This window comes from Acinetobacter sp. P1332, assembly GCF_044057475.1.
Lineage (GTDB): Bacteria > Pseudomonadota > Gammaproteobacteria > Pseudomonadales > Moraxellaceae > Acinetobacter > Acinetobacter johnsonii.
In genome coordinates, this window is the sequence record NZ_CP171157.1 from 687362 (window position 1) to 710742 (window position 23381).

Consider the following 23381-nt stretch of genomic DNA (forward strand, 5'->3'; position numbering starts at 1 on the left):
AATATGAAATTTAAAAGCAGAAACCTAAGAGCGATTGCTGAGTGCATTATTGGTGATAATAAATCCTTTAAATATAGAAGTAGCACGTATATTACTGAGTTTTTCGAGGAGTGTGATTTACCATTTCAACATGATGGTTCAACACGTTGGGCTTGGACATCAGATAGATTAGCCGAATTACTGGACGAATCTTGCCCACCAAATATGTTGCCTCCACGATTTGTACATGTATTAAGGGTCTTAATGCATAAATCTGAAGCAACAGAGGATGATCCGCAACGTATCAATGCTTTAATTGAGTTAAATAAGCCTTTAAGCAGAGAAGGATATGAGGCTTTTTATAGTAATGATAATAATTTATATATTAAAAACTTAAATAATAATCAGATTATAAAACCTTCTGAAAATCCTCATCGAATATTCTCAGAAGAGGAAATCAAAAAAAGAGATTTGTTAATCAATTATTTAGATAAATGCTCAGAGGATCAACTAATTGAAAATATATTATTACCACTATTTCGAATATTAGGTTTTCATCGAATCACAGTAGCAGGACACAAAGATAAAGCATTGGAATATGGAAAAGATATTTGGATGAAATATACACTGCCTACACAGCATATAATTTATTTTGGAATTCAGGTAAAGAAAGGAAAACTAGATTCTTCAGGTGTTTCCAAAGCTAGCAACCACAATATTGCTGAAATTTATAACCAAACAACGATGATGTTGGGGCATGAAATTTTCGATCCTGAAACAAATAAAAGAGTATTGGTAGATCATGCTTATATCATTGCAGGCGGTGAAATCACAAAAGCAGCAAGAAACTGGTTAGGTAATAAATTAGATGCAAATCGCAGAAGCCAAATTATTTTCATGGATAGAGATGATATTTTGAATTTATTTACTGTGAATGTTATTGAAGTACCTCAAATTCATTAAATTTAATTCGCTTGAAAAACACTCAATAAATACCTATCATAAGGTATATATCAAAACTGATGGAGTAGCCTTATGACTACCGCAAAAGTTTTTATGACTGGTCGAAGCCAAGCTGTTCGCTTACCCAAAGAATTTCGCTTTGAAGGTACAGAAGTCGAAATTTTCCGTCGTGGCGATGACGTGATTCTGCGTGAAAAGCCAGTCACCGTAGATCGGTTATTTAAAGTATTAGCGCAAATGCCGAATGACTTTTATGCAGAAGAAAGAGTGGATGAACCACCACAGGAACGAGAAGAGTTCTAATGCAGACACAATATTTATTGGATACGAATATTTGTATCTACATCATCAAACATCAACCTGAAATTGTCCGTCAGCATTTTGAAAAACATCTCCCACATCGAAATATTTTAATTTCAGTCATTACTTTGGGGGAGTTGCGTTTTGGTGCAGAGAAAAGTCAGCAAAAAGAAAAAGCCCTTAAAGTGATAGATGAATTAACCTCAATGATTCAAGTGGTTGAGTTAGATGAATATGTCGCTGATCACTATGCGCAAATACGCCAAGACCTTTCATCTAAAGGGCAGATTATTGGTGCGAATGATTTGTGGCTTGCCGCGCATGCACGTGCGAATAATTGGGTGATGGTGACCAATAATGAAAAAGAATTTTTGCGTGTCGATGGATTGCAGATCGAAAATTGGGTGACTAACACCTTGTAAGGCGTTTAGATTTTCTAGGGAAATTATTTCTTGCCCAAATGCCATCATCATTTGTCGAAATGATCAATAGACATTCATCATAAAAGGCATATACTAGTAAGACCATTTTCTAAACATATGGAGAACAAAAATGGTTACTGCTGGCGAAAAACCTGGAACAGGCTTCTATTTTTGTGTTCAATGCGGACACCGCGTCTACTTAGAAATTGGTACAGATCGTTTACCCCCGTGTACCAAATGCCAAGGCAATCAATTTAACAATAAGAATGCCTAAGCCCAAGATTTAACAGTTACCCACTGTTTAAAAGAAAAGCCCTATCACCCGATAGGGCTTTTTGCTAAGTTATAAAAAAGATAAAAGTATCCCAACTTAAGCCACATAGGAAAAGCACATGGAAACCATATTAGGACTTTGTATCGGCATTGGCTTAAGTGCGGCCTGTGGCTTTCGTGTTTTTGTCCCACTCTTGGTCATGAGCCTTGCATCTATTATGGGTTGGTTCGAGCCCATGCAAGGTTTTGAATGGTTAAGCATGCCATCGGTATGCATTGCCTTAGCTATTGCAACTGTCTGTGAAATCGCAGCTTATTACATACCATGGGTAGACAACGCTTTAGACACCATTGCAACGCCAGCCGCGATGGTCGCAGGAACACTCACCACTATGGCGGTCAGCAGCGGGGAAATGTCGCAGTTTGCCAGTTGGGCCGCAGCAATTATTGTCGGTGGGGGAACAGCAGGCGCCGTGCAAATGAGTACCGTTGCTGTCCGAGGGGTTTCAACCGCGACGACGGGCGGGGTCGCCAACCCACTGGTGTCTACAGTGGAATGGGTCGGAGCCGTTTTACTGTCCGTGCTGTCACTACTGGTTCCAGTCTTGGTGGTGATTGTGGGCATTATTTTGGCGATTTGGGCCGTACGTTGGTTTAAACGTAAAAAACAACAAAGTATCAGCACACCTTTATAGTTTCAGCAGTTTTCTTATGGTGTTGCTGGGCCTCTAAATTTAAAGATAGCATGGCTAATTTTTCGGTTATATGGACATCAATTCTTTTAACTTGATATGACTTAGAGGTCAGTTTCACTTTTAAAATAATGATTGATTTTTATACGGCATCCGTTTAATTTTATAAATACATACTTTTTGTATGGTTTTGTTTGTGGTTGAACTTTATAAAAATTATTCGGGGAGCTGTAAATGATAAAATTTATTGTAAATGAACAGCCTAGTGAAAAAGGCATCCATCATATTCATAATGCGTCCTTAGGCTGTGCAGACTTACCCAGCTCGGAGGATCAAATTCTAATTGGTTATTTTGCCAATTATGAGCTGGCTTATAAACGGGCAAGAATGAACTGGCCCAGAGAAAAAGTCGAAGGTTGTGACAAGTGTTGTTTCAAATAGCCAAAAGCAAAAAAGCTCTGCAAATTATGCAGAGCTTTCCATTGTTAGATATGGATGTTCAACTTTTTAAGCATTACAACATTAATGAATTTCAATTCGGGTCGTGACCTTAATTTTTCGACACTCTCGGTCAGCTTCGACTAAAGCACGAATTTTAAAGTCAGAAAATCGCACTACTCGGTTTTGCATAGCAAATTGTTCAGGTGTTTTAATTTCTAAGCACTGAAAAGGACGCAGATTTTTTAGGATGTGCTTTTGTTTATCCGTCATGTTCTGTGTCGATAAATATACATAGCCTTTGGTGGTTTTTAATAACACTTCATTTGGCTGTGCTTCAGTTGAGCTGGTGACTTTAACGATATGTGTTTTTAACACTTTGCATGCACTGAGGGAAAGCGCAAGGCACAGCATCAGCAGGGCAGTTTTAGTTTTCATGATGAAACGTATTTGAATGGTCTTCCGTCACTTTAGCCGAAAGTTTTCAGCGGCAGCAATCAAAATATGACACTGATACGGTCATCTGTTTTAATTGTAGAGCATCCTATAAATAGGCTTCTGATAAATGCTAATCTGTAGTACAGATGCCAAAAATGAGGCATTCATTAGCGTGCTCGCTTAACTACTTTATTTTAAAAATTAAGAAAACTATGAAAAAACAGTTCATTCAAACTTCTCTAATGTTCGCTGCAATGTTGGGTATATCCACCAATCTCTGTGCTGAAAACTTAAGCGCTGAGAACATTCAGCGGCAAAAAGCGACCAACCAATACCAAGCTTACCTTCCCGCAAAATATACGGTGTATGAGGTTGTGCAAGGGGACTTAAACAAAGATGGTTTAAAAGATGTGGTTTTAATCGTCAAAGGTACAGATCCGAAACAATGGGTCACCGATGAATACCGTGGAAAACTAGACCGCAACCGCCGTGGTGTGATTGTGCTGTTGAATACCAAAGGGCACTACCAAAAAGTCGTTCAGAACCTGTCACTGTTTTCTTCAGAAAATGAAGATGGCGGTGTGTACTTTGCGCCTGAGTTGGTGCCCTCTATCGAAAAAGGCGTGTTAAAACTACATTATGCCCATGGCCGTTATGGATATTGGGCCTATCAGTTCCGTTTAGAGGGGCGTGATATGCGTCTGATTGGCTATGACAGCTCCGATAATTTCGGCCCTTATGTGAACAGCGAAACCAGTGTCAATTTTCTCACCGCTAAGAAGCTGGTCAGAGAAAATCTCAATAAAGACCCGGATAGTGACCCTAAATTTAAAGAAACATGGAGCAAAGTGAATTTTGCTCCACTGTATTTGAGCAAAATTCAAGACATCGATGATCTGAGTCTTGAATAGTATTGGCTTAGTTTTTGCTAACTTATATCTCAAAATGCACTTTTATAAGTGACGTGAGTCTGAGGCATCAGTCACATGACTGCTTGATCATGTATAGGGGAAAGAGATGGAAAATAAAGAACTGGCCTTGAGTGTTGAAGAGAAACCTAAGCTGAGTACGGCTGCTCATTTGATGGCAGGTTGGCCTTTGTTTTTAGTGATGATTGGTGGTGCAATCGGTGGAGCCTTAGCTGTGGTTGCGTATGTAATTAACCGAAAAATCTATCTGTCTCAGCTCAGCAATATGCAAAAGGTGCTTGCCAATTTACTCTGTGGTATGTCTGCGATCAGTTTGTGGTGGTTTATTGCAACATGGTTGCAAGGCTATATGGCGACTTAAACGTTCTGGAATGATGGTGTAAAAAATGATACAAGTTCATTTTTATGCGATGAAATAGATGATTTAAGTGTCATGATGAATATCTTTATCAAATTTAGTTTTATTTATGGAAATATTTTTCATCATCGCTTGAAATTAGCCAATCTTCGAAAATTCATCCCGTACCAATTTGCTTAATATAACGTTTAAGGGCACAGGAATCGAAAAGAGTAGTTTGCGACTCGTTATCTATCAGATCAGCGTCGTACTTACCCACAAGGTCTCGATTCAGCTTAGGACGCTATAGATTATCCATTTATAGGCAAAAGTTTAGAACTTACCCAGTTTTAATCGTTGAAGTTATCTCCTGATCCCTAGAAACTACATGATAAAAACAACACGATAAAAGACAGGTCCATTCAAATATTTTCTTCCATTTTAAACTTCTATATTGCCCCGAATTTATCCAAATATTTGCTTTAACTGTGCCAAAACAAATTGGCGCTTTGGTTTGCGAAAACGGCTTTAAAAAAATTGCGATTTGATAACATTGGAACGCTTAGAGTTCTGCTATAACCATTAAAAGTCTGATAAAAAATATGGAACAACAATGAAAATATATGTCACCAGCATCATGGTCGATAGCCAAGAAAAAGCCTGTCAGTTTTATACAGAAAAACTCGGTTTTAAAGTCAAACATGATGTACCTGTGGGGGATTATCGTTGGCTGACTTTGGTTTCCCCCGAAAGTCCTGAAGGTGTTGAACTGCTACTGGAGCCTGATGCACATCCTGCGGCACAGCCGTTTAAAGCTGCAATTAAAGCAGACCTGATTCCCTATACTTCTTTTCAAGTGGATGACCTAGATGCGGAATATGAGCGACTCAAAAACTTAGGGGTACGCTTTACCAGTGAACCGATGCGGGCAGGAAAAGTTAAAGTTGCAGTCTTTGATGATACCTGCGGGAATCTCATTCAGCTGATGCAGGTCTGTGCAGGAAGTTGAATTTCTCATCTGTGATGCAGCAAAGAAATAAAATCCTGAGAAAAGTGCTTTTATGTGAGAAAAAAATCATAAATACTCTGCATTTGGGAAAATATTTTTTAGATAACCTGAAAGCCAAGATTTTTTTCCAAAAATAGCCGAAAAGACTTTATCTTCGGGAAACAATCCCGCCCTTGGATTGTTAAATTATATCTCAAGGGTGTGACGGGATCGAAAAGAGTAGCATGCTACCAGTGGCGCAAAACGCGTGAGTAGTACTTACCCAAAAGGTCTTGATTCGGCTTAGGACGCTATAAATCAAAAGTTTATAGGCTATAAGATCATCACTTACAAAGTTATGATAGTTGAAGTAAACAACATGTTTTCCCAGACACCCTAAAAAATTTGAACTCGAATAAAAGATAAATCAAAAAAATAAATTTTAATATTTCCCGCGAAAATCGAAAAATCCTGCTGTTGTAGTTTCACTTACATCATTTTATTTTAAGCTTTCAATCCAATCAGCCCTGCTAAAAAGCTGGCTTATATGGAGTGATGGACGCCTAGGATTAAGGCTGTTTTCCATATTTCTTGAATGATTGACAGCAGAAACACGGCTTGCTATTTTTCGCGCTCGCTTTTTTATGCTGTTATTCCTATGGCTCTAAATGACAACTTTATTTATGCACCACCCCAAGAAGACTTGGTGATCGTTTATGAAGACGATGATTTGGTGGTAATTGAAAAGCCTGCGGGCTTGTTGTCTGTACCAGGGCGTTTACCAGAACACCAAGACAGTGCCTATTTACGGGTTTTAGCCCAGTATCCACATGCCAAAATTACCCATCGTTTAGATATGGCGACCTCGGGGATTTTAATGTTTGCCAAGCACCGCGATGCCGAAGTTGCCGTCAGCAAAATGTTCCAAGCCCGCACGGTGGATAAACACTATATTGCTTTAGTTCAAGGCCAGTTGGATGCTGAAGGCAGTGTTGAAGTACCACTGATTACTGACTGGGAAAATCGACCACGGCAGATCGTGCACTTTGAGTTGGGCAAACCTGCAAAAACACTTTATCAAGCACTTAGCTATGATACTGAGACCGATATTACGCGAGTTTTACTGACCCCAATTACGGGGCGTTCGCATCAGCTCCGTGTACATATGCAATATATTGGGCATCCAATTACAGGGGATAAGTTGTATCACCCTGAGCCGACACGAAGTCCATTAAAACGTATGGCTTTACATGCCAGTTTTCTCGCCTTTCAGCAGCCTTTAAGTGGAAAAGCGGTTGCGATTCATGGAAGTGTGCCATTTTAACTGTGTCACACTTTACCTATATTTTGAGAAATACTTAAAATTTGGGATATCGGGCAGTTTAAAAAACCGTTAGCGTAAGTTGTGTAAGTGCAGTTTTATCCAGTGTGCTTATCTTTGTGGAAATTAACATTTGAGTTTGACTTTTTGGCCATAGTCACGATTGATTGAAATTGAATGAAAATATGTTTGTCTGTTCCAAGGCTTACTGTTCGAATTTCATGTGTTCTTACAGCGGAGTCTTTAAAAGAAAAATGACGTTCCCGTAGGGAGATAGACCATGCTTTATGTATTCGCTGTCATTCTTGTCCTGCTGTGTGCGGTTATATGCGGGCAAATAATACACAGCCTTGCCCAAAAAAAGAAGATTGAATCCTTAGAAAGTAATTTAGAGCGCAGTCGAAACAGTTTAGAAGTTTATGAACAGCAGCAAAGTGAATTACAACACCGGCTGACCAGTTTAAGAATTGAGCTTGGAACACTCAGACAACGCAATGAAACTTTGAGTCCTTACCAAGAAATTATTGATGTCGAACACTATGTCATTGAACGACACAACCAAGTTGAATTGTTTGCTGAAACAGTCAAATTTGATGCTGAACAAATGCTTAAACAATGTCGGCAGCGCATCGAAAAAGTACATCACTTTTTAACGGAATATGAGCGTAAAGCCAAAGAAATGAGCATGCTGCGCGCCAGAGAAAAACTGGGTGCTTTTTTTCACATGGCTGAAGAACGACAACATCTGGCTGAAATATCAAAGGCCTTACATCATAAAATTGAAACCTACAGCCAGAGTTATCAACTGCCTTCGGAGCAGTTATTAGATGAACTCATCGAAGGCTATGGGAAAACAGATGCGGCCGGTCATTTACAAAAAGTCCGGCAACAAGTGATTCGTGCGGTTGAGCAAAACGACGTTGTGACCTGCGCCTTTATGGATGAACATCGACGACTATCGATGATGGTGTTGGTTTCACAGTTATTTAATACGAAAGCAGACTTTTATTTACAACGTGTGAGCAAAGACAATCTTGGCCTTTTGATTCAAGCTTTGCAGGATGACTTTACCCTCATTAATCACTATGGTGTGGCTTTCGGTCATACTCAGATACAAGAGAGTTATCTGGCTTTACGCTTAGAAGAACTTAAATTTGCGGCTCTATTAGAAAGCCTAAAAAGCAGTGATTTACAGTTTCAAGCGGACATTTTAGTTGAGCATCGGGTTTTACAATAATCTGGCAAAGTCTGCGTGAAATAAAGTCCAAACAACCTTCGAAAAATCAGATGTAACTGCTATAAAAATGAGCAAAATATGCTATGTTGAAGTCACTATTTTGTCACTTGCCAACGATATATTGGCTAAAAAGATAACAAGGACATACGCATGACACGTGATTATGAATTATATCCAGATGATGATAACGGAAATGTACTTTGGCAAATGGCTGAGGATGGCGACGACCTATCTGAACCGCATGAAATAGAATATTCGATTGCCTTTCAAGAGCAGTCACAAGCAGAAAAGTGTGCGTTGTATTTATTACAAGAAGAGCAAAAAATCACTTTGTTTGTCGATGAAGAAAGTGATGTATCTGAGTGGATTATTACCATCTATGTGTACATGGAACCTGAGTATTCAGACATTGTCGACTTAGAACAATGGTTTACTAAAATTGCAGAACAGTTTGGTGGTGAATATGATGGCTGGGGCTGTATGGCCTATGTCTATGACGACGAAGATGATGAGGACTATGAGCAAGGTCAAGCCTAAAAAATGGTCAAATTTAAAGCATGTTGAAAAACATGCTTTTTTTGTTGGTGGGTAGAAAAAGACAGCTGGCCACGTTTGGCTATTTAAAAAAGATGCACAAAAAAAATACAGTATGTGGGGTTGAGCGTTCTAAACTAAATCTGAATATTTGAAAAGAACGAGAAAAATCATGTCAAATAGCGTCCAATTACACCGCGTATTTAGTGCGCCCGTCGAGCGCGTCTATCGTGCTTTTACCACTGCAGATGCTTTAGTCAAGTGGATGGCACCACATGGCTTTACCGCACATGTCGATCAGTTCGATCTGCGTGAAGGTGGTCAATATCGTATGTTCTTTACCAACTTCAGTACAGGCATGCAGCATTCATTTCATGGCACTTATCATGAAATCGTTGAAAACAGTTTATTACGCTATACCGATGAGTTCGATGTACCTGAACTTGCAGGTAAAATTGAAGTGCGTGTTGAATTTAAAGAAGTATCTGTCGGTACAGAGGTTCATATTACGCAGTCTGGTTTGCCCGATGTGATTCCTGTCGATGGCTGTTATCTAGGTTGGCAAGAGTCGTTGCAACTCTTGGCTTTTTTAGTGAATCCAGACATTCCTGATGAATAGTGCTTCGTCATCGTTGAACAATAAAACAAGTTGCACCATAGATTTAAAAGGAGTTTTGCATGCCAATACGCATGAAGCGAATTTATGCGCCTGTCGAGGCAGAGGATGGCAAACGGATTTTAGTTGATCGGTTGTGGCCTCGAGGGGTCTCAAAACTTGAGGCCAAAATAGATGAATGGCCAAAAATTCTCACACCATCCAATGAACTACGGAAATGGTATCACCAAGACATGGTGGCACACTGGGATGAGTTTAAAGTCCGTTATATGAAAGAACTGGAAGCACATCCCGCCGAGTTGAATGATTTGCGCCAACTGGCAGTGCGTGAGCAGATCACGTTACTCACCGCAGCCAAAGAAGAACAGCATAACCATGTGGTGATTTTGAAGCAGTGTTTGGAACAAAAGTAAGTGTTGAGCTGATGCTATTACAGGGAAAATTTATACTTTCCTAGGCTTTATTTTATTCATCCCGTGACAAGGCTAAAGCCTTAAAATAAATAGGTGATTCGCATCGTTTTTGTCTGAAAAATGCTATATTGGCGTTTTGAGCAATGTGAATTGCTTATTTTTTTATTTTTGAGGTTTTTATGTCTTTACCCAACTGCCCAAAATGCCAGTCCGAATATACCTATGAAGATGGTGACTTGCTGATCTGCCCTGAATGTTCAAACGAATGGAAAGAGGGAGAAGCAACTGAAGAAGTGGTAGCAATTAAAGATGCCAACGGCAACTTACTTGCTGACGGTGACACGGTAACGGTGATTAAAGATTTAAAAATTAAAGGTTCGTCATCGGTGGTGAAAGTCGGAACCAAAGTGAAAAATATTCGTTTACTGCCAGATGCCGCAGATGGTCATGACATTGACTGTAAAATTGACGGTGTCGGTGCGATGAAACTGAAATCTGAGTATGTGAAAAAAGCCTAATCCGCTGAGTTTGCAGTTCGAGATTAAAACGGAGTCAATTGGACTCCGTTTTTTGTTTTTTCAGCCATTTTGAAAAGACATTAAGCGTTGAAACACCCGCACAGCATGCTATAAAGATAAAAACTTGTTGAAGAATACGCTATGCCACATATCCACCTTGAATATTCAGACAATATCGACACCCTTGAAGTTAAGCCGATGTTATTGGCGTTAAACCAAGCTTTGCTGGATGGTCAGTTTGTACAATCGGGTAATGACATCAAAAGTCGTGCCATTCGACAGTCCGATTTTGTGATTGGGGTGGATGGTGATGCACAGGCTTATTTGCATGCCAAAGTGTCTTTATTAAGCGGACGAGATGAAGCCACCAAGTGTGCCATTTCGAGCCAATTGCTTAAAACCTTGCAGCAAAACTTTACCGCTCCTCAGGATTTAACGGTACAAATTTGTGTAGAAATTATTGAAATGCCAAAAAGTAGTTATAGCAAATTGGTATTAAAAGCATAGAATTAGGAAGAGTACCAAGCCGTATTGGGCCGATATCGAGTGTCATTTAAACGGTTTGAGGCTGTCATGCGTTATTCATATAGCGCTGTTATTTTAAAAAAATAAAAATTGGGCTGGTAGTAAATGCACTTTTTTTTATAAAAGAAGTCATTTATATTTTATGAAATTGGATGATTTTTTATTCGGTTTTGGTGGATCTACAATCACTTTAAAATAACAATAGGTGAGCTTATGTCAGGATGGTACGAAGTAAGTCAGGCAAATGATGGCCAATACCGCTTTGTTTTAAAAGCGGGAAATGGCGAGGTCATTTTGACCAGTGAACTGTATAAAGCAAAAGCGTCAGCACATAATGGAATTGAGTCGGTGCAAAAAAACAGCCCCGATGATACGCGTTATGAACGCTTAGAAGCCAAAAATGGCAAACCTTATTTTAACTTAAAGGCTGCCAATCATCAGATTATTGGTACCAGTCAGTTTTATGCCAGTGAGCAATCCCGAGACAAAGGCATTGAATCGGTCAAAAACAATGGTTCAAGTACCACGATTAAGGATTTGACGACTTAAGATCAGATTACATATTTTGCTTGTTTTAAGAATTGAAGAAAACCGCGTGTTTGCTATGGATGGCGCACGCGTTTTTTTATGCAGTTTGATTTGTAGTGTGGGAGGGCGATGTGGATTTTCGATTAGTTGGAGATGAGCATGCAGGGCATGAAATTATCTTCAAACTCAAACAATGGGATGATGCCATTTGTAAAATGGATGTACAAAATATCATTCGTCTTTGTCAGAGTGATGTCAGCTTGTTTGATATTGGGTTTGAGCTGCAAGGTGTGCAAGCCTATCAAGAATTGTGGAGACGATATGCCCCATTTTTTCAGGGGGAAATCAAAGTGTTTAGGCGTAACATCAATATTTTTAGTCGTGACGGTTTAGCTTTTTTACATTGTTATTCTAAATTGGATCATGCCAGTGGTGTTGCAACTCCAGAGATTCCTTGGTGCAGAATCACCCTATGTTTTCAAAAAACGGCAGGTGAGTGGTTGGTTGCCCATCAGCATATTTCGGTGCCTGTGGACTTTGAAACTAAAATGTCAAAGCCGATTTATTTTCCAGACTGAGTTCGACTAAAGCTTTGGCTTTGGCACAGATCGAGCCACCTCAGTTTTAGTGAGTTATGTTTTAATGACAACATGAACAACTTAAGAAGAAGGTATCTATGGCATTTCAAGACTTTTACCGACTGAGTTCTCATGCGGTGCTAACCAATGCTGTAGGGCAGGTTTTATTACTGAAAGCCAATTATGCCGATCAGGCTTGGGGGCTGCCAGGTGGAGCCTTGGATATGGGAGAAACCATTCATCAGGCTTTGCTGCGTGAGTGCCAAGAAGAACTCGGTTGTCAGGTTCAGATAGAGTATTTGTCGGGTGTGTACTTTCATGCGGCAGTGACCTCGCATGCCTTTATTTTTAGATGCCATCTGGCTGCATCTGCTGAGATCAGGCTCAGTGATGAACATACGGCCTATGCTTGGTTTGATCTAGATCAGCTGTCGAAAGTACAACGGATTCGCGTTGAAGATTGTTTAAATTATACAGGTATCGTGCAAAGCCGAAGTTTTTGAGTGCAAGATTATATTCCTCTAAAGTGGAGTGAGTGCATATGTTGAATAATAAGATCATAAAACGAAATAGTCCCATTATTGGTGTGTTGCTGATGAGTGCCTTGAGCCAGTTGACTCATGCTGAAACGGGTAACTATTTTATGCATAAAGACTGGGAGCTTGCCTGTGATAATACGGGTATGTGCCGCGCGGTGGGTTATCAAAGTGATGCTCAGTTTGGTCATCCAGTTTCATTACTGATTTCTCGTCCCGCAGGTGCAGGCAGTGCGGTACTCAGCCAAATTCAAGTGGTTGAGGAGTTTACGCAGGATACTGAAGCCAGTTTAAATGTAGGAGGAACATCTCTAGGGAACCTAACCATCGATGCCAAGAAAAGTACCGCGAAACTGTCCAGTGCTCAAAGTGCGCAGTTGCTAAAGGCTTTGGTAGGCGCAGAAGATATTCGTCTCACGACCCAAGCACAGCAATGGCAAATTTCAACTGCTGGGGCAAATGCAGTTTTGCTCAAAATGGATGATATACAAAAACGTGTAAATACACCGAACGCGGTATATCAAAAAGGCAATCAGTCTGAGCAAAATGTTTTACAACCCAAAGCCATCCCTAAAATTGGTATTACGGGATATCGACCTGCAGTTGCCAGTCATTTTGCCGTGGACAGTAAAATTGCCAATCAACTCTTTAAAAAGTTAAAAGCAAAAACAGATGAACAAGACTGTCCAAATCTCTATGAGGCACGATTTTTTGAGGAAGATCGGGTTTCAGTCTATCCGCTGAATGCAGAGCAAGTGGTGGTTCAAGTGCCATGTTGGCGTGGAGCGTACAATGAAGGTCTAGGCTACTGGGTTATGGACAAAGCATTACAAAAGATTCAGCAGCAAGTCACGACATCAGGCTCAAGTTTTAGTGAGGCGCAGATTTTCTCAGAGCAAAAAGGTCGGGGTATTGCTGACTGTGGTATTAGTTCAGAGTGGGCTTGGAATGGAAAGGCTTTTGTCCTTAGTTATCAGGCACAATCGCAGCAATGTAAAGGCTTTGCAGGTGGTGCGTGGAACTTACCCACTTATGTCGCGATCGTTGCGCGAACGGATTAAGTTGAGCTTGCGTTTAGTTTAAGAATAATGTCATCCAGCGGCTTGATACGTTTGACTTCATCCCAGAGGGCTTTGGCTTCTGGATAGTGTTTAGACATCATGCCAAGCCATTGCTTATAACGTCCGACCATATTCATTTCTTTTTTATAGCCGCCGTTTAAGAAACGGATTTGTAAGGTTAGTAGCTCATTCCATGTCAGCAAAGGTGTGTCGATATTTTGACGAATACATTGGGTCAAATCAGGTATGGTCACGGCACCACGTCCAATCATCAAATCTTCACAGCCAGACTCTAAGCGACACTGTTTCGCGTCTGCATTGTTCCAAATTTCACCATTGGCAATCACATTGATCTTCAATGCTTCACGAATCGGGCGGAGCTGATCCCAAAAAGCGGGTGGGGTATAACCATCGGCTTTGGTACGTGCATGCACGGTAACCCATGCTGCACCTGCATCTTCAATGGCATGAGCATTGTCCAACATAAAATGTCGGTCCATATAGCCTAAGCGCATTTTCGCAGAAACAGGAATATGTGCAGGAACCGCATCACGCACGGTTTTGACCAGTTCATGCACTACTTCTGGCTCATCTAAGAGTACAGAGCCACCACGGTGACGGTTCACGGTTTTGGCTGGACAGCCAAAGTTCATATCAATGGCGGGTGCACCGAGTTTCACCGCACGGATGGCATTGGCAGCCAGCATTTCAGGGTCATTGCCCAAAAACTGCACATGCACGGGTGTTCCTGCCGCCGTTTTTCCGCCATTGAGTAATTCTGGGCAATACTGGTGGTAAATATGATCGGGTAAGACCGAATTGGTCACACGGATAAACTCGGTCACACACCAGTCGAAGCTACCTACAGACGTGAGAACATCACGCATGATTGGGTCGGTTAAGCCTTCCATTGGTGCAAGAATGAGTTTCACAGCGGTGTCACCAGTCAAATAGAAAAACGGTGTTATACGCAAATCCGATCACGCTGTCTAGTCTAATCCGTTTGGGTTAAATCGAAATAGTTTTCAATCTGTGTCTCCTCGATAAAGGCATCATCATGCGAAACTAAAATAACCGCCCCTGTAAAATCGCGTATAGCCTGTGCCAACAGTTGTCTTGAGTTGATGTCGAGATGATTTTCGGGTTCGTCCAGTAACAGTAAGTCCACAGGCTGTGCTGCGAGACTGATACACAGTAAAGCGACTTTGAGTTGTTCACCGCCACTGAGTAGTGAGATGGGAAGCAGAGCCTTATCTCGTCGAATTCGAAGTTGCCCCAATTGATTCCGACACTCCTCATCGGACAAAGACGGATTCAATAATTGTAAATTGTGTACCGCATTCAGTTCTGGATTCAGTAGGCTAAAGTTTTGATCTAAATATAACGATGCTCCACGCTTAAAAATGTCTCCCGATTGAACATGACTATGATTTTGAATGGCACGAAGTAGGGTCGACTTACCTGAACCATTTTGGCCGCGCAGTTGGATTTTTTCTCCGTTGTGTAAGGCGAAAGAAATAGGCGAGATAGAAAGTGCTGCTAAACCCACTTCTTTCAAACGAAGAATTTCACCTGTTTGTTTAGGTTGAAAATGGAAATCAAACTTTTGTGACTTAATCTGTTCTAGTTGCTGCTGTTTGTTTTTGAGCTCATCTTGCGCTTGTTCCTTTTGGCGAAGTTGTTGCTGCGCGACTCCCGATAAGGTTTGACTCGTACGTTCTTTTTTAAAGTCGAGTAGGATTTTGGCTTGAGAACCAGAGCTTCGTAATTTCTTCCCAGACTTTTGCCTTTTCTGAGCTTTCATGCGCTGCTCATGCTGTTGGACTTGTAATTGTTTTAGTTCGCGTTTCTCTTGCGAGATATTGTGTTGTAGTGCCTGCTGTTGTTGCTCTGCTTGTGACTGATACTCGGCATAGTTGCAACGGAAGTGTTGTAAACCAAAATCATTTAAAACATAGGTATTGGAGATTGGATTTAACAATGTGCGGTCGTGGCTAATGACTAAACAGCCCGCAGGATGCTGAAGGATTTTTTGACTTAACCATGCACGACTTGCATGGTCTAAGTGATTACTGGGCTCATCAAGAAGTAAATAATGCTCAGTTTGTAAAAAAAGGCGACACAGTGCCAGTTTAGTTTTCTGACCTTCACTCAGTTGAGAAACTGAGCTAGATAGATTTGTAGGTAAGTTTGCACTTTCTAGCAATTTCAACCATTCAGTGGGTTGATGCCATGCATGTTCGACGCGGTCATAGTCTTCAAAGCTCGCAGTCGATTGTTCAATACGTTGAAAACTTGCATGTAAGTCAGCAATGTTAAGGGCTTCGGCAAGTGTACAGTTGCTTAAACGCTCGAGCTGACTTAAGTAGGAAAATGACATATGCCAAATCACTTCGCCACTCGCATAATTGGGCATGTGCGCCTGAGTGAGTAGGGACATTAATATTGATTTGCCTTGACCATTTCGTCCAATCAGAGCTGAACATTGGGCAGCGGGCAATTCAAAGTTTAAATGCTGAAACAGTGGTTCATGAGCAAATTGAACGCTGAGATTTTTTACAGTACAGGCCTGTTGGATCATTGAAGACTCCTTTATACAGGACATACAAAATAAATTTTTATAGAGATATAGAGCAGTAAATAAGTTTATTTTGCACGTCAGAAAACACATAAATTAGATTTGACGGAAAATAAGACTTACTTCATTGGTGTTACTCTAAATTGGAAGAAGGGGGGATATTTAGCCAGTATAACAGGTGGATAAAAAATGATCCATTTCATTGTCTTTCTTATGTACTTAAGGTTTATCGATCAATGCTATTGGTTAGGGAGTTTGTCATATACACTAGTCGAAGCTTTCTGTAGATGTAAGTACAACCCGCACGATTGGTTAAGTGAGGCTTTTGTGAGTGCGTGGATGAGTTTTACAGTGGTGCTATACGTTTTTAGTAGGGGTGATAAGCAATAGATAACTAAAATATTGTAGGGTGGTTGGGGGAGTTTTTAGTGTTATGTTACATAAGCTCTATTCTGTAAACTTTATGGAAAATTATTAATTTTGTTCATATTTGTTAGAATTTTTATAGTATCCATATAAGTGTGAATGTAAGTATATTCATAACAAATTTTTTCCCCTTGCTTTATTTCTCCAGAGTATTTTATGTTCTGATGCACATCAAATTCAGGATCAAAATTAAATTTATCTATTTCCTTTTGATTATTCTGTATTACAAAATACTCCTGACTAAATCTAGCTTTTGTTGACTTAATGCCCAACAAGTAGCCACAATTTTTAATTTTATTTGTTGAGTTTATTGCAGAATCTAATTGTTTTTTATGAAAAAAATCGCTGCAAACCCATGTGATTAAAGTGAATGCAAATACTACAAAGAAAAATTTCATTATAAGTTTAATTTTCCTAAAGTTAACATAAAATACTTTATCGACCTAAAATCATTTCCAATACAAACTTAGATCCGATAAAACCGACAGCCAACAAGAAGAATCCAATTAAGGTAAAACGAATCGCTTTTTGACCGCGCCAACCAAAACGGTAATGTCCGATGAGCAAAGCCCCATACACAAACCAAGAAATAATACTAAAAGCGGTTTTATGTGCCAGATGTTGGGCAAAAAAGTTATCGATGGTAAAGAAACCAAACACCAATGCTACAGTCAGTAAAAGAAAACCCGTTTTAATCAAGTCAAACAGTAAAGATTCCATCGCTTGAAAAGAGGGCAGTAAGTTGACCCAAAAGCGTTTTTTTTGTTTGTTCTTTAACTCTCGATCTTGGAACCATAAAATCACGGCTTGTATGGTCGCCATGAGTAGCACTGCATAGGCCGACAGCGATAAAATAATATGAATATCTAAACCCAATGAGCGCTGTTCAATAAATTGAGTGGACTGACTAAAGGCAAAACCTAAAATGAGTCCTGTCGCGGCCACAGGAATGCCAATCAGGTTCAAAGCTAGAATTGGACGATAAGTGCTATAGAGTAGACTAAGTAATAGCATGAGCCCCGATGTAAATGACATTAAGACAAAAACGTCATAATTCACTCCCATCGGTGTGAGCATGTCATGGTACAAAACAGTGGCATGTAGCAATAAGCCTAGGCCTAAAATAATGCCAATAAACCAATGGTTTGGATCACGTTTAGCCATTAATTTGAGAAACAAATACCAAAAAGAGGTGGTATAAGCGACTAATGCTAAGATGGTGTAAACCAAGGGCAGGCTAATCATGTCAAACCTTTTTCAGGATGATGAATATTCATTTATATAAATTCGGTGCGAACTACAGTATCCTATAGCATTCTATGCATAAATTTTCTATTTTAAGAAAGATTTTTTTGCAACTAGCAATTTTAAGCGGATTTTGCAATGTTTGATACCTTAACGGAACGACTCACGCAGAGTTTAAGAAATGTTACTGGCTCTGGGCAGCTAACCGAAGACAATATTAAAGATACCCTACGTGAAGTACGTATGGCACTTCTTGAAGCCGATGTTGCACTTCCTGTAACTCGTGAATTTATCGCGAAAGTTAAGGAAGAGGCGTTGGGTCAAGAAGTCATGACTCAATTATCGCCGGGCCAAGCATTTGTTAAAATCGTGCATGACGAATTAACAAAAATGATGGGCGAGGCAAATGAAAGCCTTGATCTTGCAGCAAAACCTCCTGTTGTGGTTCTACTTGCAGGCTTACAAGGTGCAGGTAAAACAACAACGGCTGCAAAACTTGCTCGCTTCTTACAAGAACGCCAAAAGAAAAAAGTAGCGATGGTATCTGCCGATGTTTACCGTCCAGCAGCAATTAAACAGCTACAAACCGTTGCAGGTGAAGTAGGCGCGATTTTCTTTGAATCGAGTGCTGATGAAAAACCGATTACCATTGCAACGCGTGCAATTGAACAAGCCAAAATTCAGTTTGCGGATGTCTTGATTGTCGATACAGCAGGTCGTCTACACGTAGACGATGAAATGATGGACGAGATCAAAGAACTTCACGCGGCGATTAAGCCAACTGAAACTTTGTTCGTGGTCGATGCAATGACCGGTCAGGATGCGGCAAATACAGCCAAAGCCTTCAATGATGCACTGCCATTAACAGGTGTGATTCTGACCAAAACTGATGGTGATGCGCGCGGTGGTGCGGCGCTTTCAGTACGTGCAATCACAGGTAAGCCAATCAAATTCTTAGGCATGGGTGAAAAGCTCGATGCCTTAGAGCCATTCCATCCTGAACGTGTTGCACAGCGTATCTTGGGTATGGGTGACGTACTTTCTTTGGTCGAAGAGCTTGAACGTAAAGTCGACAAAGAAAAAGCCGAAAAAATGGCGAAAAAACTGCAAAAAGGCGGCAGCTTCAACTTTGAAGATATGCTAATGCAGTTTGAGCAAATGAATAAAATGGGAGGCATGATGGGCTTCTTGGATAAGTTGCCTGGCATGAGCAATGCAGGGATTCAAGATGCGTTGGCGCAAGCGAACCCTGAAAAGCAAGTGAAAAAGATGGAAGCGATTATCCAATCGATGACCATCAAAGAGCGTCGTAATCCGGACCTGATGAACCCAAGCCGTAAAAAGCGCATTGCAGCAGGCTGTGGTATGGATGTTGTTGAAGTCAATAAATTGATTAAACAACATGCGCAAATGGCGAAAATGATGAAGAAATTTGCCAATCCATCGGGTATGGCAAAAATGATGAAATCATTAAGCGGTATGCAAAAACAGTTTGGTGGTGGCGGCGGAATGGGACCATTATTTGGTGGGAACGATAAGAAGTAATCTGCTTCTTACCATTTCAGAAAAAGGCGCGTTGAGCGCCTTTTTTTTGTTGTTTTGTAAGTCATGGAAATTATTGTGTGCGTTTTCAATACCGTCGCTTAATAACAAAAACGCACTGTTTATGGCTTGAAAGTTGCGTAAAATTTATTCTTTTCAAACATTATAATAAGAAGTTGAAAATGAATGGATCAAAACAACATATCTATATTGTGCATGGCTATCAAGCATCGCCCAATGACCATTGGTTTCCGTGGCTAAGTCAAAAACTCAGTCAGATGGATCTGCATGCTGAAGTAAAACGCTTAGTGCTTCCGCATAGTGATGCACCACATTTCGAAGAATGGCAACAGGCTTTGGCCCTGCAAATGACCACTTTGGATGAAAATACCATCATTATTGCGCATAATTTGGGGTGTCTGGCGACTTTACATTATCTCAGTAGTAAACTGCGTGAACGTCGAATCAAAGCGATCTTCTGTATTGCGGGCTTTAAAGCGGCTTTAAAAAGCTTACCTGAGTTAAGTGGTTTTATTGCGCAAGCGAAGCTGGACAGCGGTATACTCCACTCTCACATCGCTTCACGTGTGGTGATGTTTTCCAATAATGACCCTTATGTTCCACCGCCTTTGGCGCTTACCTTTGGACACTTTTTGAGTGCAGAGGTATTGGAAGTGAAACGTGCAGGAAATTTTATGCGGGAAAATGGCTATGCTGAATTTGAGCTACTGCTCAATACCTTAAAACCCCTTTTACAACAACAGGCGGTGGCTCAGGGTTGATGCTGAATATAATATTGTAGCCCTTTAAGTAATAAATCATTTTCAATACGTGGTGCATACTCTGCCAAATAGCGTGCAAATACAGGCGCATCACCGCCAGTTAAAATCAGTTGGCGTGGAGACTGTTGCAAGACTTTTTCAATGGTACTGACCAAACCGAGCAAAATCCCATGATGCACTGCGTCGATGGTATTACGACCGGGCCCAAGTTCATCAAAAGCCGCATCTGGAATTTTAATGCCTTTGGTGTTTTGGATCAGCGAGTCTCTTTGTAAGTAGAGATTTGGTAAAATATAGCCGCCCAAATGCTGTAAACCATCTGCCAAGTCGATGGTCAGCGCCGTACCACAGCTAATCACACAATAGTTCTGCTCTGGATTACGTGCGACGGCCAACACTTGCAGCCAACGGTCAATTCCGAGTTGTTCAGGCTGTTCGTAACCACACTGCAGGCCTGCATAGTTGGCCTGCACTTGAGCAAAGGTGATCGGCACATTTAAACTTTTTAAAAGTCTACGGATTCGGTCATTATTTTTTTTGTCCTGAACCGAAGAAACACCAATCTGTTGGATGTTTAAGTTTTTAAAATGCTGAATTAGACCTAAAAGCAAATCGGCAGGGGACTGTAAATGTAACTCAGCCCCTTGCTCTAAAATTTGATCTTCCTGCGTAATCCAATATTTTAGGCGGGTATTACCAATATCTAACCATAAATTTTTCATGATGATGCTCAATCATTTAAACAGGGGTCACTGGGCGTAAACGGCCTTGATAAAAATTTTCAACACCATTGGCGGTCTGAATTTGTACCGCACCATCATCTTGAATGCCTAAGAATAGGCCTTGAGACAGACCCTTCATATGTTCAAATTCAACGGGTTGCTGCATAAAGGCTGCGTAATGATTGAAACGAGAAGCCAGATTTGCACTGTTATGGGTGAACCATAGGCCTGCTTGTTGAATTGCCAGATATAGTTCCGCCATTAAGCGAATTCGCTCTGCTTGGGCTAAACCCAGCTGTTCAAGTGAGCTGGTGGCTTGATCAAGCTGGGTATCTTCGACTTGGTTGATGTTGATGCCCACCCCAATAATCGCTTGGTGGCTTGACAGTGGTTCAACTAAAATCCCGCCCCATTTACCTTGAGCACTATAAAGGTCATTCGGCCATTTCACTTGCAGAGCAAGGCCTTGCAAACTCGGCATTTGCAAGATATTTAACGCAATTTCTAAAGCCAAGCGCCCATCTATAGGTGTTTTGGTCTGTAGCAATGTGCTTAAATAGATGTTTCCTTCAGGAGAAACCCATTGTCGTTGACGCTGTCCACGACCTTGAGTTTGTCGTGTACTGCAGACCAAAACGCTCTGAATCCCTTTTTGCGCAATTTCACGCACATCGTCATTGGTGGATGTGGTAACTGGCTTAAGCAATAAAACTTCAGGAAGTTGCTGTGCTTCAGCGAGAAGCTGTTGTAATTGGCGTGTCTCTAAATCCATATGAATCTGAGAAAAGTGAAAAATGATCATGGAGTTAATCATATATTTACTGATTGGTGCAATCGCTGGTTTTGCTGCGGGGCTATTTGGGGTCGGTGGTGGACTCATTATCATCCCGATTTTATATGTGGTGTTTACTCATCTGAACTATGACCCGAGTGTCATTATGCATATGGCGGTTGGCACATCACTGGCTACGATTATTGTCACGTCAATGAGTTCAGTGAGTGCGCATCATAAACGCGGGGCAGTGTTATGGTCTGTGTTTCGCAATTTGGCTCCAGGTTTAGTCATGGGTGCTTTTTTAGGTGCGGGCATTGCAGACTATATGTCGGGACATGGCTTACAACTGCTGATCGGTTTTTTTGCGGTATGGGTGGCGTACAAAATGTTTAGTGGCGCACATGTTGAGGTCGATCCTTCGCGTCAGTTACCCTCTACAGGCAAACAGTTATTTGTCGGTGCAGGCATTGGTGTGGCTTCTGCGATCTTTGGCATTGGTGGGGGAAGTTTGACGGTGCCGTACTTAAACCGTCATGGTGTGGTTATGCAAAAAGCGGTGGCGACGTCTGCGGCTTGTGGCTTACCAATTGCAGTGGCTGGAGCTTTAGGTTTTATGTGGTTCGGGCATCGGGCTGAAGTGAATGTACCGAATACCATTGGTTATATTCATGTCTATGCATTTTTCGGGATTGCGGTCATGAGTTTTATCACTGCCAAGTTTGGGGCAAAAGTGGCGCATCTTTTATCGCCTGCGATGTTGAAAAAGTGTTTTGCTGGTTTGTTGGTGGTAGTTGGTTTATATTTTATTTATCAAGGTTTTAGTTCTTAATTTCTTTGACAATGTTGTGTGCGTTGCTGTTGATTGGCATTATAGACGGTAAAATTGTTAGACAATGACATAGTGTTTAGCGTTTAAGATCGGGTAAAACCTAAAAATAGGTCACTAAAGACCATGGATTGCATCTTATAAAAACAAGTTAGGAACAGTATGCAAGCACATGATACAGAGAGTTTGTCCGAACAAATTGCCAAGCACATCAGTGAACAAATCATTCGCGGTGAGTTGGTCGAAGGTGAGCGCATACAAGAATTACGTATTGCCGCTGAACTGGATGTGAGTCGCGGCTCGGTGCGTGAGGCCTTGTTACTGCTTGAACGTACACATCTGATTGAAATCTACCCGCGCCGCGGCGCCATCGTTTCTGAAATGTCCGCTCAGCAAGTGCGCGCCTTGTTTGACACCAGCAGTCTACTGTTGGGGCAAATTGTGCAACGCATAGCGGAAACATGGCGTAGCTATGAAGCGGAACGTTTACAGCTGTTATTGGATGAGTTGGGGAATCAACTGAAACAGGGTAGTATCGAAAAATTTTATGATTTGATTTTTGAAGGATTGGCGCGCCAGCATGAAATGGTGGGCAATGCTTATTTGATGAAGTTTTACCAAGAACTGTTACCCTCGATACGTCGGAGCTATTTTTTAACCTTAAATACTTCGCGTAGAGAGTTACAAGAATCTTATGATTTATTTAAACTGGTGACTGATGCGGTTTTAATCAGAAAATCACAACAAGCTACTTTATTTATGGAAGATTTTTGTCGACACTTACGTAACTTGGTGTTGGAATCTCTGACCCGAATGAAACAAATTGAACTTGCGTGGGCGAGACGCTCACGACGTTAGT

General features: G+C 40.9%; 31 protein-coding genes. 24 read left to right on the forward strand and 7 right to left on the reverse strand.

From position 1 onward, the window contains the following. Window positions 1-3: 3 nt before the first annotated feature. The 6 genes from ACFN7Z_RS03315 to ACFN7Z_RS03340 all read left to right on the forward strand — a co-directional run bounded on the left by ACFN7Z_RS03315 (window position 4) and on the right by ACFN7Z_RS03340 (window position 3070). A complete protein-coding gene (locus tag ACFN7Z_RS03315; protein ID WP_010327423.1) occupies window positions 4-942 on the forward strand; it encodes a hypothetical protein in 939 nt (312 codons plus the stop codon). A gap of 72 nt (window positions 943-1014) precedes the next feature. Then, entirely contained in the window at window positions 1015-1245 is a 231-nt protein-coding gene (locus ACFN7Z_RS03320) for an antitoxin (protein WP_010327422.1), read from the forward strand. Beyond that, window positions 1245-1664 carry a type II toxin-antitoxin system VapC family toxin gene (locus tag ACFN7Z_RS03325; RefSeq protein WP_010327421.1) on the forward strand — a complete coding sequence of 140 codons (420 nt, stop codon included), beginning with the start codon at window positions 1245-1247 and terminating at the stop codon, window positions 1662-1664. The genes ACFN7Z_RS03320 and ACFN7Z_RS03325 overlap by 1 nt, the downstream gene beginning before the upstream one ends. A 130-nt stretch (window positions 1665-1794) precedes the next feature. Continuing rightward, window positions 1795-1938, forward strand: coding sequence for a zinc ribbon-containing protein (locus ACFN7Z_RS03330; RefSeq protein WP_004695201.1), 144 nt, complete (start codon window positions 1795-1797; stop codon window positions 1936-1938). A 118-nt stretch (window positions 1939-2056) separates the two neighbouring features. Further along, entirely contained in the window at window positions 2057-2632 is a 576-nt protein-coding gene (locus ACFN7Z_RS03335) for a DUF4126 domain-containing protein (protein ID WP_010327420.1), read from the forward strand. 231 nt (window positions 2633-2863) lie between these two features. Further along, on the forward strand, window positions 2864-3070 hold the full coding sequence (locus ACFN7Z_RS03340; protein WP_004695205.1) for a hypothetical protein: 207 nt from the start codon (window positions 2864-2866) through the stop codon (window positions 3068-3070). A gap of 81 nt (window positions 3071-3151) precedes the next feature. Here the strand turns inward: ACFN7Z_RS03340 and ACFN7Z_RS03345 are convergent, their stop codons facing one another. Beyond that, a complete protein-coding gene (locus ACFN7Z_RS03345; RefSeq protein WP_010327419.1) occupies window positions 3152-3505 on the reverse strand; it encodes a hypothetical protein in 354 nt (117 codons plus the stop codon). A 212-nt stretch (window positions 3506-3717) separates the two neighbouring features. Between ACFN7Z_RS03345 and ACFN7Z_RS03350 the strand changes: the two genes are divergently transcribed. From ACFN7Z_RS03350 to ACFN7Z_RS03415, 14 genes are all read left to right on the forward strand, one after another. Further along, window positions 3718-4416 carry a hypothetical protein gene (locus tag ACFN7Z_RS03350; protein WP_010327418.1) on the forward strand — a complete coding sequence of 233 codons (699 nt, stop codon included), beginning with the start codon at window positions 3718-3720 and terminating at the stop codon, window positions 4414-4416. A gap of 106 nt (window positions 4417-4522) precedes the next feature. Continuing rightward, window positions 4523-4795, forward strand: coding sequence for a hypothetical protein (locus tag ACFN7Z_RS03355; protein WP_010327417.1), 273 nt, complete (start codon window positions 4523-4525; stop codon window positions 4793-4795). 589 nt (window positions 4796-5384) lie between these two features. Then, entirely contained in the window at window positions 5385-5780 is a 396-nt protein-coding gene (locus ACFN7Z_RS03360; protein WP_010327416.1) for a VOC family protein, read from the forward strand. A gap of 637 nt (window positions 5781-6417) precedes the next feature. Beyond that, window positions 6418-7083: an RluA family pseudouridine synthase gene (locus ACFN7Z_RS03365; RefSeq protein WP_029575102.1), complete on the forward strand. Its 666-nt coding sequence runs from the start codon at window positions 6418-6420 to the stop codon at window positions 7081-7083. A gap of 277 nt (window positions 7084-7360) precedes the next feature. After that, window positions 7361-8317 carry a DUF5660 family protein gene (locus ACFN7Z_RS03370; protein WP_010327414.1) on the forward strand — a complete coding sequence of 319 codons (957 nt, stop codon included), beginning with the start codon at window positions 7361-7363 and terminating at the stop codon, window positions 8315-8317. A 150-nt stretch (window positions 8318-8467) separates the two neighbouring features. Beyond that, complete coding sequence (locus tag ACFN7Z_RS03375) at window positions 8468-8854, forward strand: ribonuclease E inhibitor RraB (RefSeq protein ID WP_004695219.1); 387 nt, start codon at window positions 8468-8470, stop codon at window positions 8852-8854. 169 nt (window positions 8855-9023) lie between these two features. Beyond that, window positions 9024-9470 (forward strand): SRPBCC family protein, encoded by a 447-nt coding sequence (locus ACFN7Z_RS03380; RefSeq protein WP_010327413.1) that lies wholly within the window; start codon window positions 9024-9026, stop codon window positions 9468-9470. A gap of 59 nt (window positions 9471-9529) precedes the next feature. Beyond that, the gene (locus ACFN7Z_RS03385; protein WP_029575101.1) at window positions 9530-9880 is read left to right on the forward strand and encodes a DUF488 domain-containing protein; all 351 of its coding nucleotides are present in this window, start codon (window positions 9530-9532) and stop codon (window positions 9878-9880) included. A gap of 179 nt (window positions 9881-10059) precedes the next feature. Next, a complete protein-coding gene (locus ACFN7Z_RS03390; protein WP_004695225.1) occupies window positions 10060-10398 on the forward strand; it encodes a zinc ribbon domain-containing protein YjdM in 339 nt (112 codons plus the stop codon). A gap of 141 nt (window positions 10399-10539) precedes the next feature. Then, complete coding sequence (locus tag ACFN7Z_RS03395; protein ID WP_010327411.1) at window positions 10540-10905, forward strand: 5-carboxymethyl-2-hydroxymuconate Delta-isomerase; 366 nt, start codon at window positions 10540-10542, stop codon at window positions 10903-10905. A 231-nt stretch (window positions 10906-11136) separates the two neighbouring features. Further along, window positions 11137-11472 carry a YegP family protein gene (locus tag ACFN7Z_RS03400; protein ID WP_004695228.1) on the forward strand — a complete coding sequence of 112 codons (336 nt, stop codon included), beginning with the start codon at window positions 11137-11139 and terminating at the stop codon, window positions 11470-11472. Between the two features lie 110 nt (window positions 11473-11582). After that, window positions 11583-12029 carry a nuclear transport factor 2 family protein gene (locus ACFN7Z_RS03405; RefSeq protein ID WP_004695230.1) on the forward strand — a complete coding sequence of 149 codons (447 nt, stop codon included), beginning with the start codon at window positions 11583-11585 and terminating at the stop codon, window positions 12027-12029. Window positions 12030-12127: 98 nt separating this feature from the next. Continuing rightward, complete coding sequence (locus ACFN7Z_RS03410; protein ID WP_010327410.1) at window positions 12128-12532, forward strand: NUDIX hydrolase; 405 nt, start codon at window positions 12128-12130, stop codon at window positions 12530-12532. Window positions 12533-12570: 38 nt separating this feature from the next. After that, the gene (locus ACFN7Z_RS03415) at window positions 12571-13626 is read left to right on the forward strand and encodes a DUF1176 domain-containing protein (protein ID WP_010327409.1); all 1056 of its coding nucleotides are present in this window, start codon (window positions 12571-12573) and stop codon (window positions 13624-13626) included. Here ACFN7Z_RS03415 and ACFN7Z_RS03420 read toward each other — a convergent pair. The 4 genes from ACFN7Z_RS03420 to ACFN7Z_RS03435 all read right to left on the reverse strand — a co-directional run bounded on the left by ACFN7Z_RS03420 (window position 13623) and on the right by ACFN7Z_RS03435 (window position 17875). Next, window positions 13623-14558 (reverse strand): tRNA-dihydrouridine synthase, encoded by a 936-nt coding sequence (locus ACFN7Z_RS03420; protein WP_010327408.1) that lies wholly within the window; start codon window positions 14556-14558, stop codon window positions 13623-13625. The genes ACFN7Z_RS03415 and ACFN7Z_RS03420 overlap by 4 nt on opposite strands. 62 nt (window positions 14559-14620) lie before the next feature. After that, window positions 14621-16207: an ATP-binding cassette domain-containing protein gene (locus ACFN7Z_RS03425; RefSeq protein ID WP_395442583.1), complete on the reverse strand. Its 1587-nt coding sequence runs from the start codon at window positions 16205-16207 to the stop codon at window positions 14621-14623. 458 nt (window positions 16208-16665) lie between these two features. Further along, a complete protein-coding gene (locus tag ACFN7Z_RS03430) occupies window positions 16666-17028 on the reverse strand; it encodes a hypothetical protein (protein WP_010327406.1) in 363 nt (120 codons plus the stop codon). Window positions 17029-17065: 37 nt separating this feature from the next. Continuing rightward, entirely contained in the window at window positions 17066-17875 is an 810-nt protein-coding gene (locus ACFN7Z_RS03435) for an inner membrane protein YpjD (RefSeq protein ID WP_010327405.1), read from the reverse strand. Window positions 17876-18013: 138 nt separating this feature from the next. On the opposite strand from ACFN7Z_RS03435, the gene ffh reads away from it, so the two are divergent. Both ffh and ACFN7Z_RS03445 read left to right on the forward strand, forming a co-directional pair. After that, window positions 18014-19420: a signal recognition particle protein gene (gene ffh, locus ACFN7Z_RS03440; RefSeq protein WP_010327404.1), complete on the forward strand. Its 1407-nt coding sequence runs from the start codon at window positions 18014-18016 to the stop codon at window positions 19418-19420. 179 nt (window positions 19421-19599) lie between these two features. Next, a complete protein-coding gene (locus tag ACFN7Z_RS03445; protein WP_010327403.1) occupies window positions 19600-20199 on the forward strand; it encodes an alpha/beta hydrolase in 600 nt (199 codons plus the stop codon). On the opposite strand, the gene ACFN7Z_RS03450 is transcribed toward ACFN7Z_RS03445, so the two are convergent. After that, the gene (locus ACFN7Z_RS03450) at window positions 20190-20921 is read right to left on the reverse strand and encodes a type III pantothenate kinase (RefSeq protein ID WP_010327402.1); all 732 of its coding nucleotides are present in this window, start codon (window positions 20919-20921) and stop codon (window positions 20190-20192) included. The two genes, ACFN7Z_RS03445 and ACFN7Z_RS03450, sit on opposite strands and share 10 nt — an antisense overlap. Before the next feature lie 16 nt (window positions 20922-20937). Further along, window positions 20938-21693, reverse strand: a complete 756-nt coding sequence (locus ACFN7Z_RS03455; RefSeq protein ID WP_010327401.1) for a biotin--[acetyl-CoA-carboxylase] ligase — start codon at window positions 21691-21693, stop codon at window positions 20938-20940. A 28-nt stretch (window positions 21694-21721) separates the two neighbouring features. On the opposite strand from ACFN7Z_RS03455, the gene ACFN7Z_RS03460 reads away from it, so the two are divergent. Continuing rightward, the gene (locus tag ACFN7Z_RS03460) at window positions 21722-22525 is read left to right on the forward strand and encodes a sulfite exporter TauE/SafE family protein (RefSeq protein ID WP_010327400.1); all 804 of its coding nucleotides are present in this window, start codon (window positions 21722-21724) and stop codon (window positions 22523-22525) included. A 159-nt stretch (window positions 22526-22684) separates the two neighbouring features. Next, entirely contained in the window at window positions 22685-23380 is a 696-nt protein-coding gene (locus tag ACFN7Z_RS03465) for a GntR family transcriptional regulator (RefSeq protein ID WP_004983028.1), read from the forward strand. The last annotated feature ends 1 nt before the right edge of the window (window position 23381 follow it).

Coding starts and splice junctions, on each gene's coding strand:
- ACFN7Z_RS03400 (WP_004695228.1), top strand. CDS start 11,137: ATGTCAGGATGGTACGAAGTAAGTCAGGCAAATGATGGCCAATACCGC.
- ACFN7Z_RS03335 (WP_010327420.1), top strand. CDS start 2,057: ATGGAAACCATATTAGGACTTTGTATCGGCATTGGCTTAAGTGCGGCC.
- ACFN7Z_RS03340 (WP_004695205.1), top strand. CDS start 2,864: ATGATAAAATTTATTGTAAATGAACAGCCTAGTGAAAAAGGCATCCAT.
- ACFN7Z_RS03320 (WP_010327422.1), top strand. CDS start 1,015: ATGACTACCGCAAAAGTTTTTATGACTGGTCGAAGCCAAGCTGTTCGC.
- ACFN7Z_RS03375 (WP_004695219.1), top strand. CDS start 8,468: ATGACACGTGATTATGAATTATATCCAGATGATGATAACGGAAATGTA.
- ACFN7Z_RS03445 (WP_010327403.1), top strand. CDS start 19,600: ATGAATGGATCAAAACAACATATCTATATTGTGCATGGCTATCAAGCA.
- ACFN7Z_RS03435 (WP_010327405.1), bottom strand. CDS start 17,875: ATGATTAGCCTGCCCTTGGTTTACACCATCTTAGCATTAGTCGCTTAT.
- ACFN7Z_RS03385 (WP_029575101.1), top strand. CDS start 9,530: ATGCCAATACGCATGAAGCGAATTTATGCGCCTGTCGAGGCAGAGGAT.
- ACFN7Z_RS03450 (WP_010327402.1), bottom strand. CDS start 20,921: ATGAAAAATTTATGGTTAGATATTGGTAATACCCGCCTAAAATATTGG.
- ACFN7Z_RS03370 (WP_010327414.1), top strand. CDS start 7,361: ATGCTTTATGTATTCGCTGTCATTCTTGTCCTGCTGTGTGCGGTTATA.
- ACFN7Z_RS03365 (WP_029575102.1), top strand. CDS start 6,418: ATGGCTCTAAATGACAACTTTATTTATGCACCACCCCAAGAAGACTTG.
- ACFN7Z_RS03315 (WP_010327423.1), top strand. CDS start 4: ATGAAATTTAAAAGCAGAAACCTAAGAGCGATTGCTGAGTGCATTATT.
- ACFN7Z_RS03350 (WP_010327418.1), top strand. CDS start 3,718: ATGAAAAAACAGTTCATTCAAACTTCTCTAATGTTCGCTGCAATGTTG.
- ACFN7Z_RS03415 (WP_010327409.1), top strand. CDS start 12,571: ATGTTGAATAATAAGATCATAAAACGAAATAGTCCCATTATTGGTGTG.
- ACFN7Z_RS03355 (WP_010327417.1), top strand. CDS start 4,523: ATGGAAAATAAAGAACTGGCCTTGAGTGTTGAAGAGAAACCTAAGCTG.
- ACFN7Z_RS03325 (WP_010327421.1), top strand. CDS start 1,245: ATGCAGACACAATATTTATTGGATACGAATATTTGTATCTACATCATC.
- ACFN7Z_RS03360 (WP_010327416.1), top strand. CDS start 5,385: ATGAAAATATATGTCACCAGCATCATGGTCGATAGCCAAGAAAAAGCC.
- ACFN7Z_RS03330 (WP_004695201.1), top strand. CDS start 1,795: ATGGTTACTGCTGGCGAAAAACCTGGAACAGGCTTCTATTTTTGTGTT.
- ACFN7Z_RS03430 (WP_010327406.1), bottom strand. CDS start 17,028: ATGAAATTTTTCTTTGTAGTATTTGCATTCACTTTAATCACATGGGTT.
- ACFN7Z_RS03345 (WP_010327419.1), bottom strand. CDS start 3,505: ATGAAAACTAAAACTGCCCTGCTGATGCTGTGCCTTGCGCTTTCCCTC.
- ACFN7Z_RS03455 (WP_010327401.1), bottom strand. CDS start 21,693: ATGGATTTAGAGACACGCCAATTACAACAGCTTCTCGCTGAAGCACAG.
- ACFN7Z_RS03395 (WP_010327411.1), top strand. CDS start 10,540: ATGCCACATATCCACCTTGAATATTCAGACAATATCGACACCCTTGAA.
- ACFN7Z_RS03465 (WP_004983028.1), top strand. CDS start 22,685: ATGCAAGCACATGATACAGAGAGTTTGTCCGAACAAATTGCCAAGCAC.
- ACFN7Z_RS03410 (WP_010327410.1), top strand. CDS start 12,128: ATGGCATTTCAAGACTTTTACCGACTGAGTTCTCATGCGGTGCTAACC.
- ffh (WP_010327404.1), top strand. CDS start 18,014: ATGTTTGATACCTTAACGGAACGACTCACGCAGAGTTTAAGAAATGTT.
- ACFN7Z_RS03390 (WP_004695225.1), top strand. CDS start 10,060: ATGTCTTTACCCAACTGCCCAAAATGCCAGTCCGAATATACCTATGAA.
- ACFN7Z_RS03380 (WP_010327413.1), top strand. CDS start 9,024: ATGTCAAATAGCGTCCAATTACACCGCGTATTTAGTGCGCCCGTCGAG.
- ACFN7Z_RS03460 (WP_010327400.1), top strand. CDS start 21,722: ATGGAGTTAATCATATATTTACTGATTGGTGCAATCGCTGGTTTTGCT.
- ACFN7Z_RS03425 (WP_395442583.1), bottom strand. CDS start 16,207: ATGATCCAACAGGCCTGTACTGTAAAAAATCTCAGCGTTCAATTTGCT.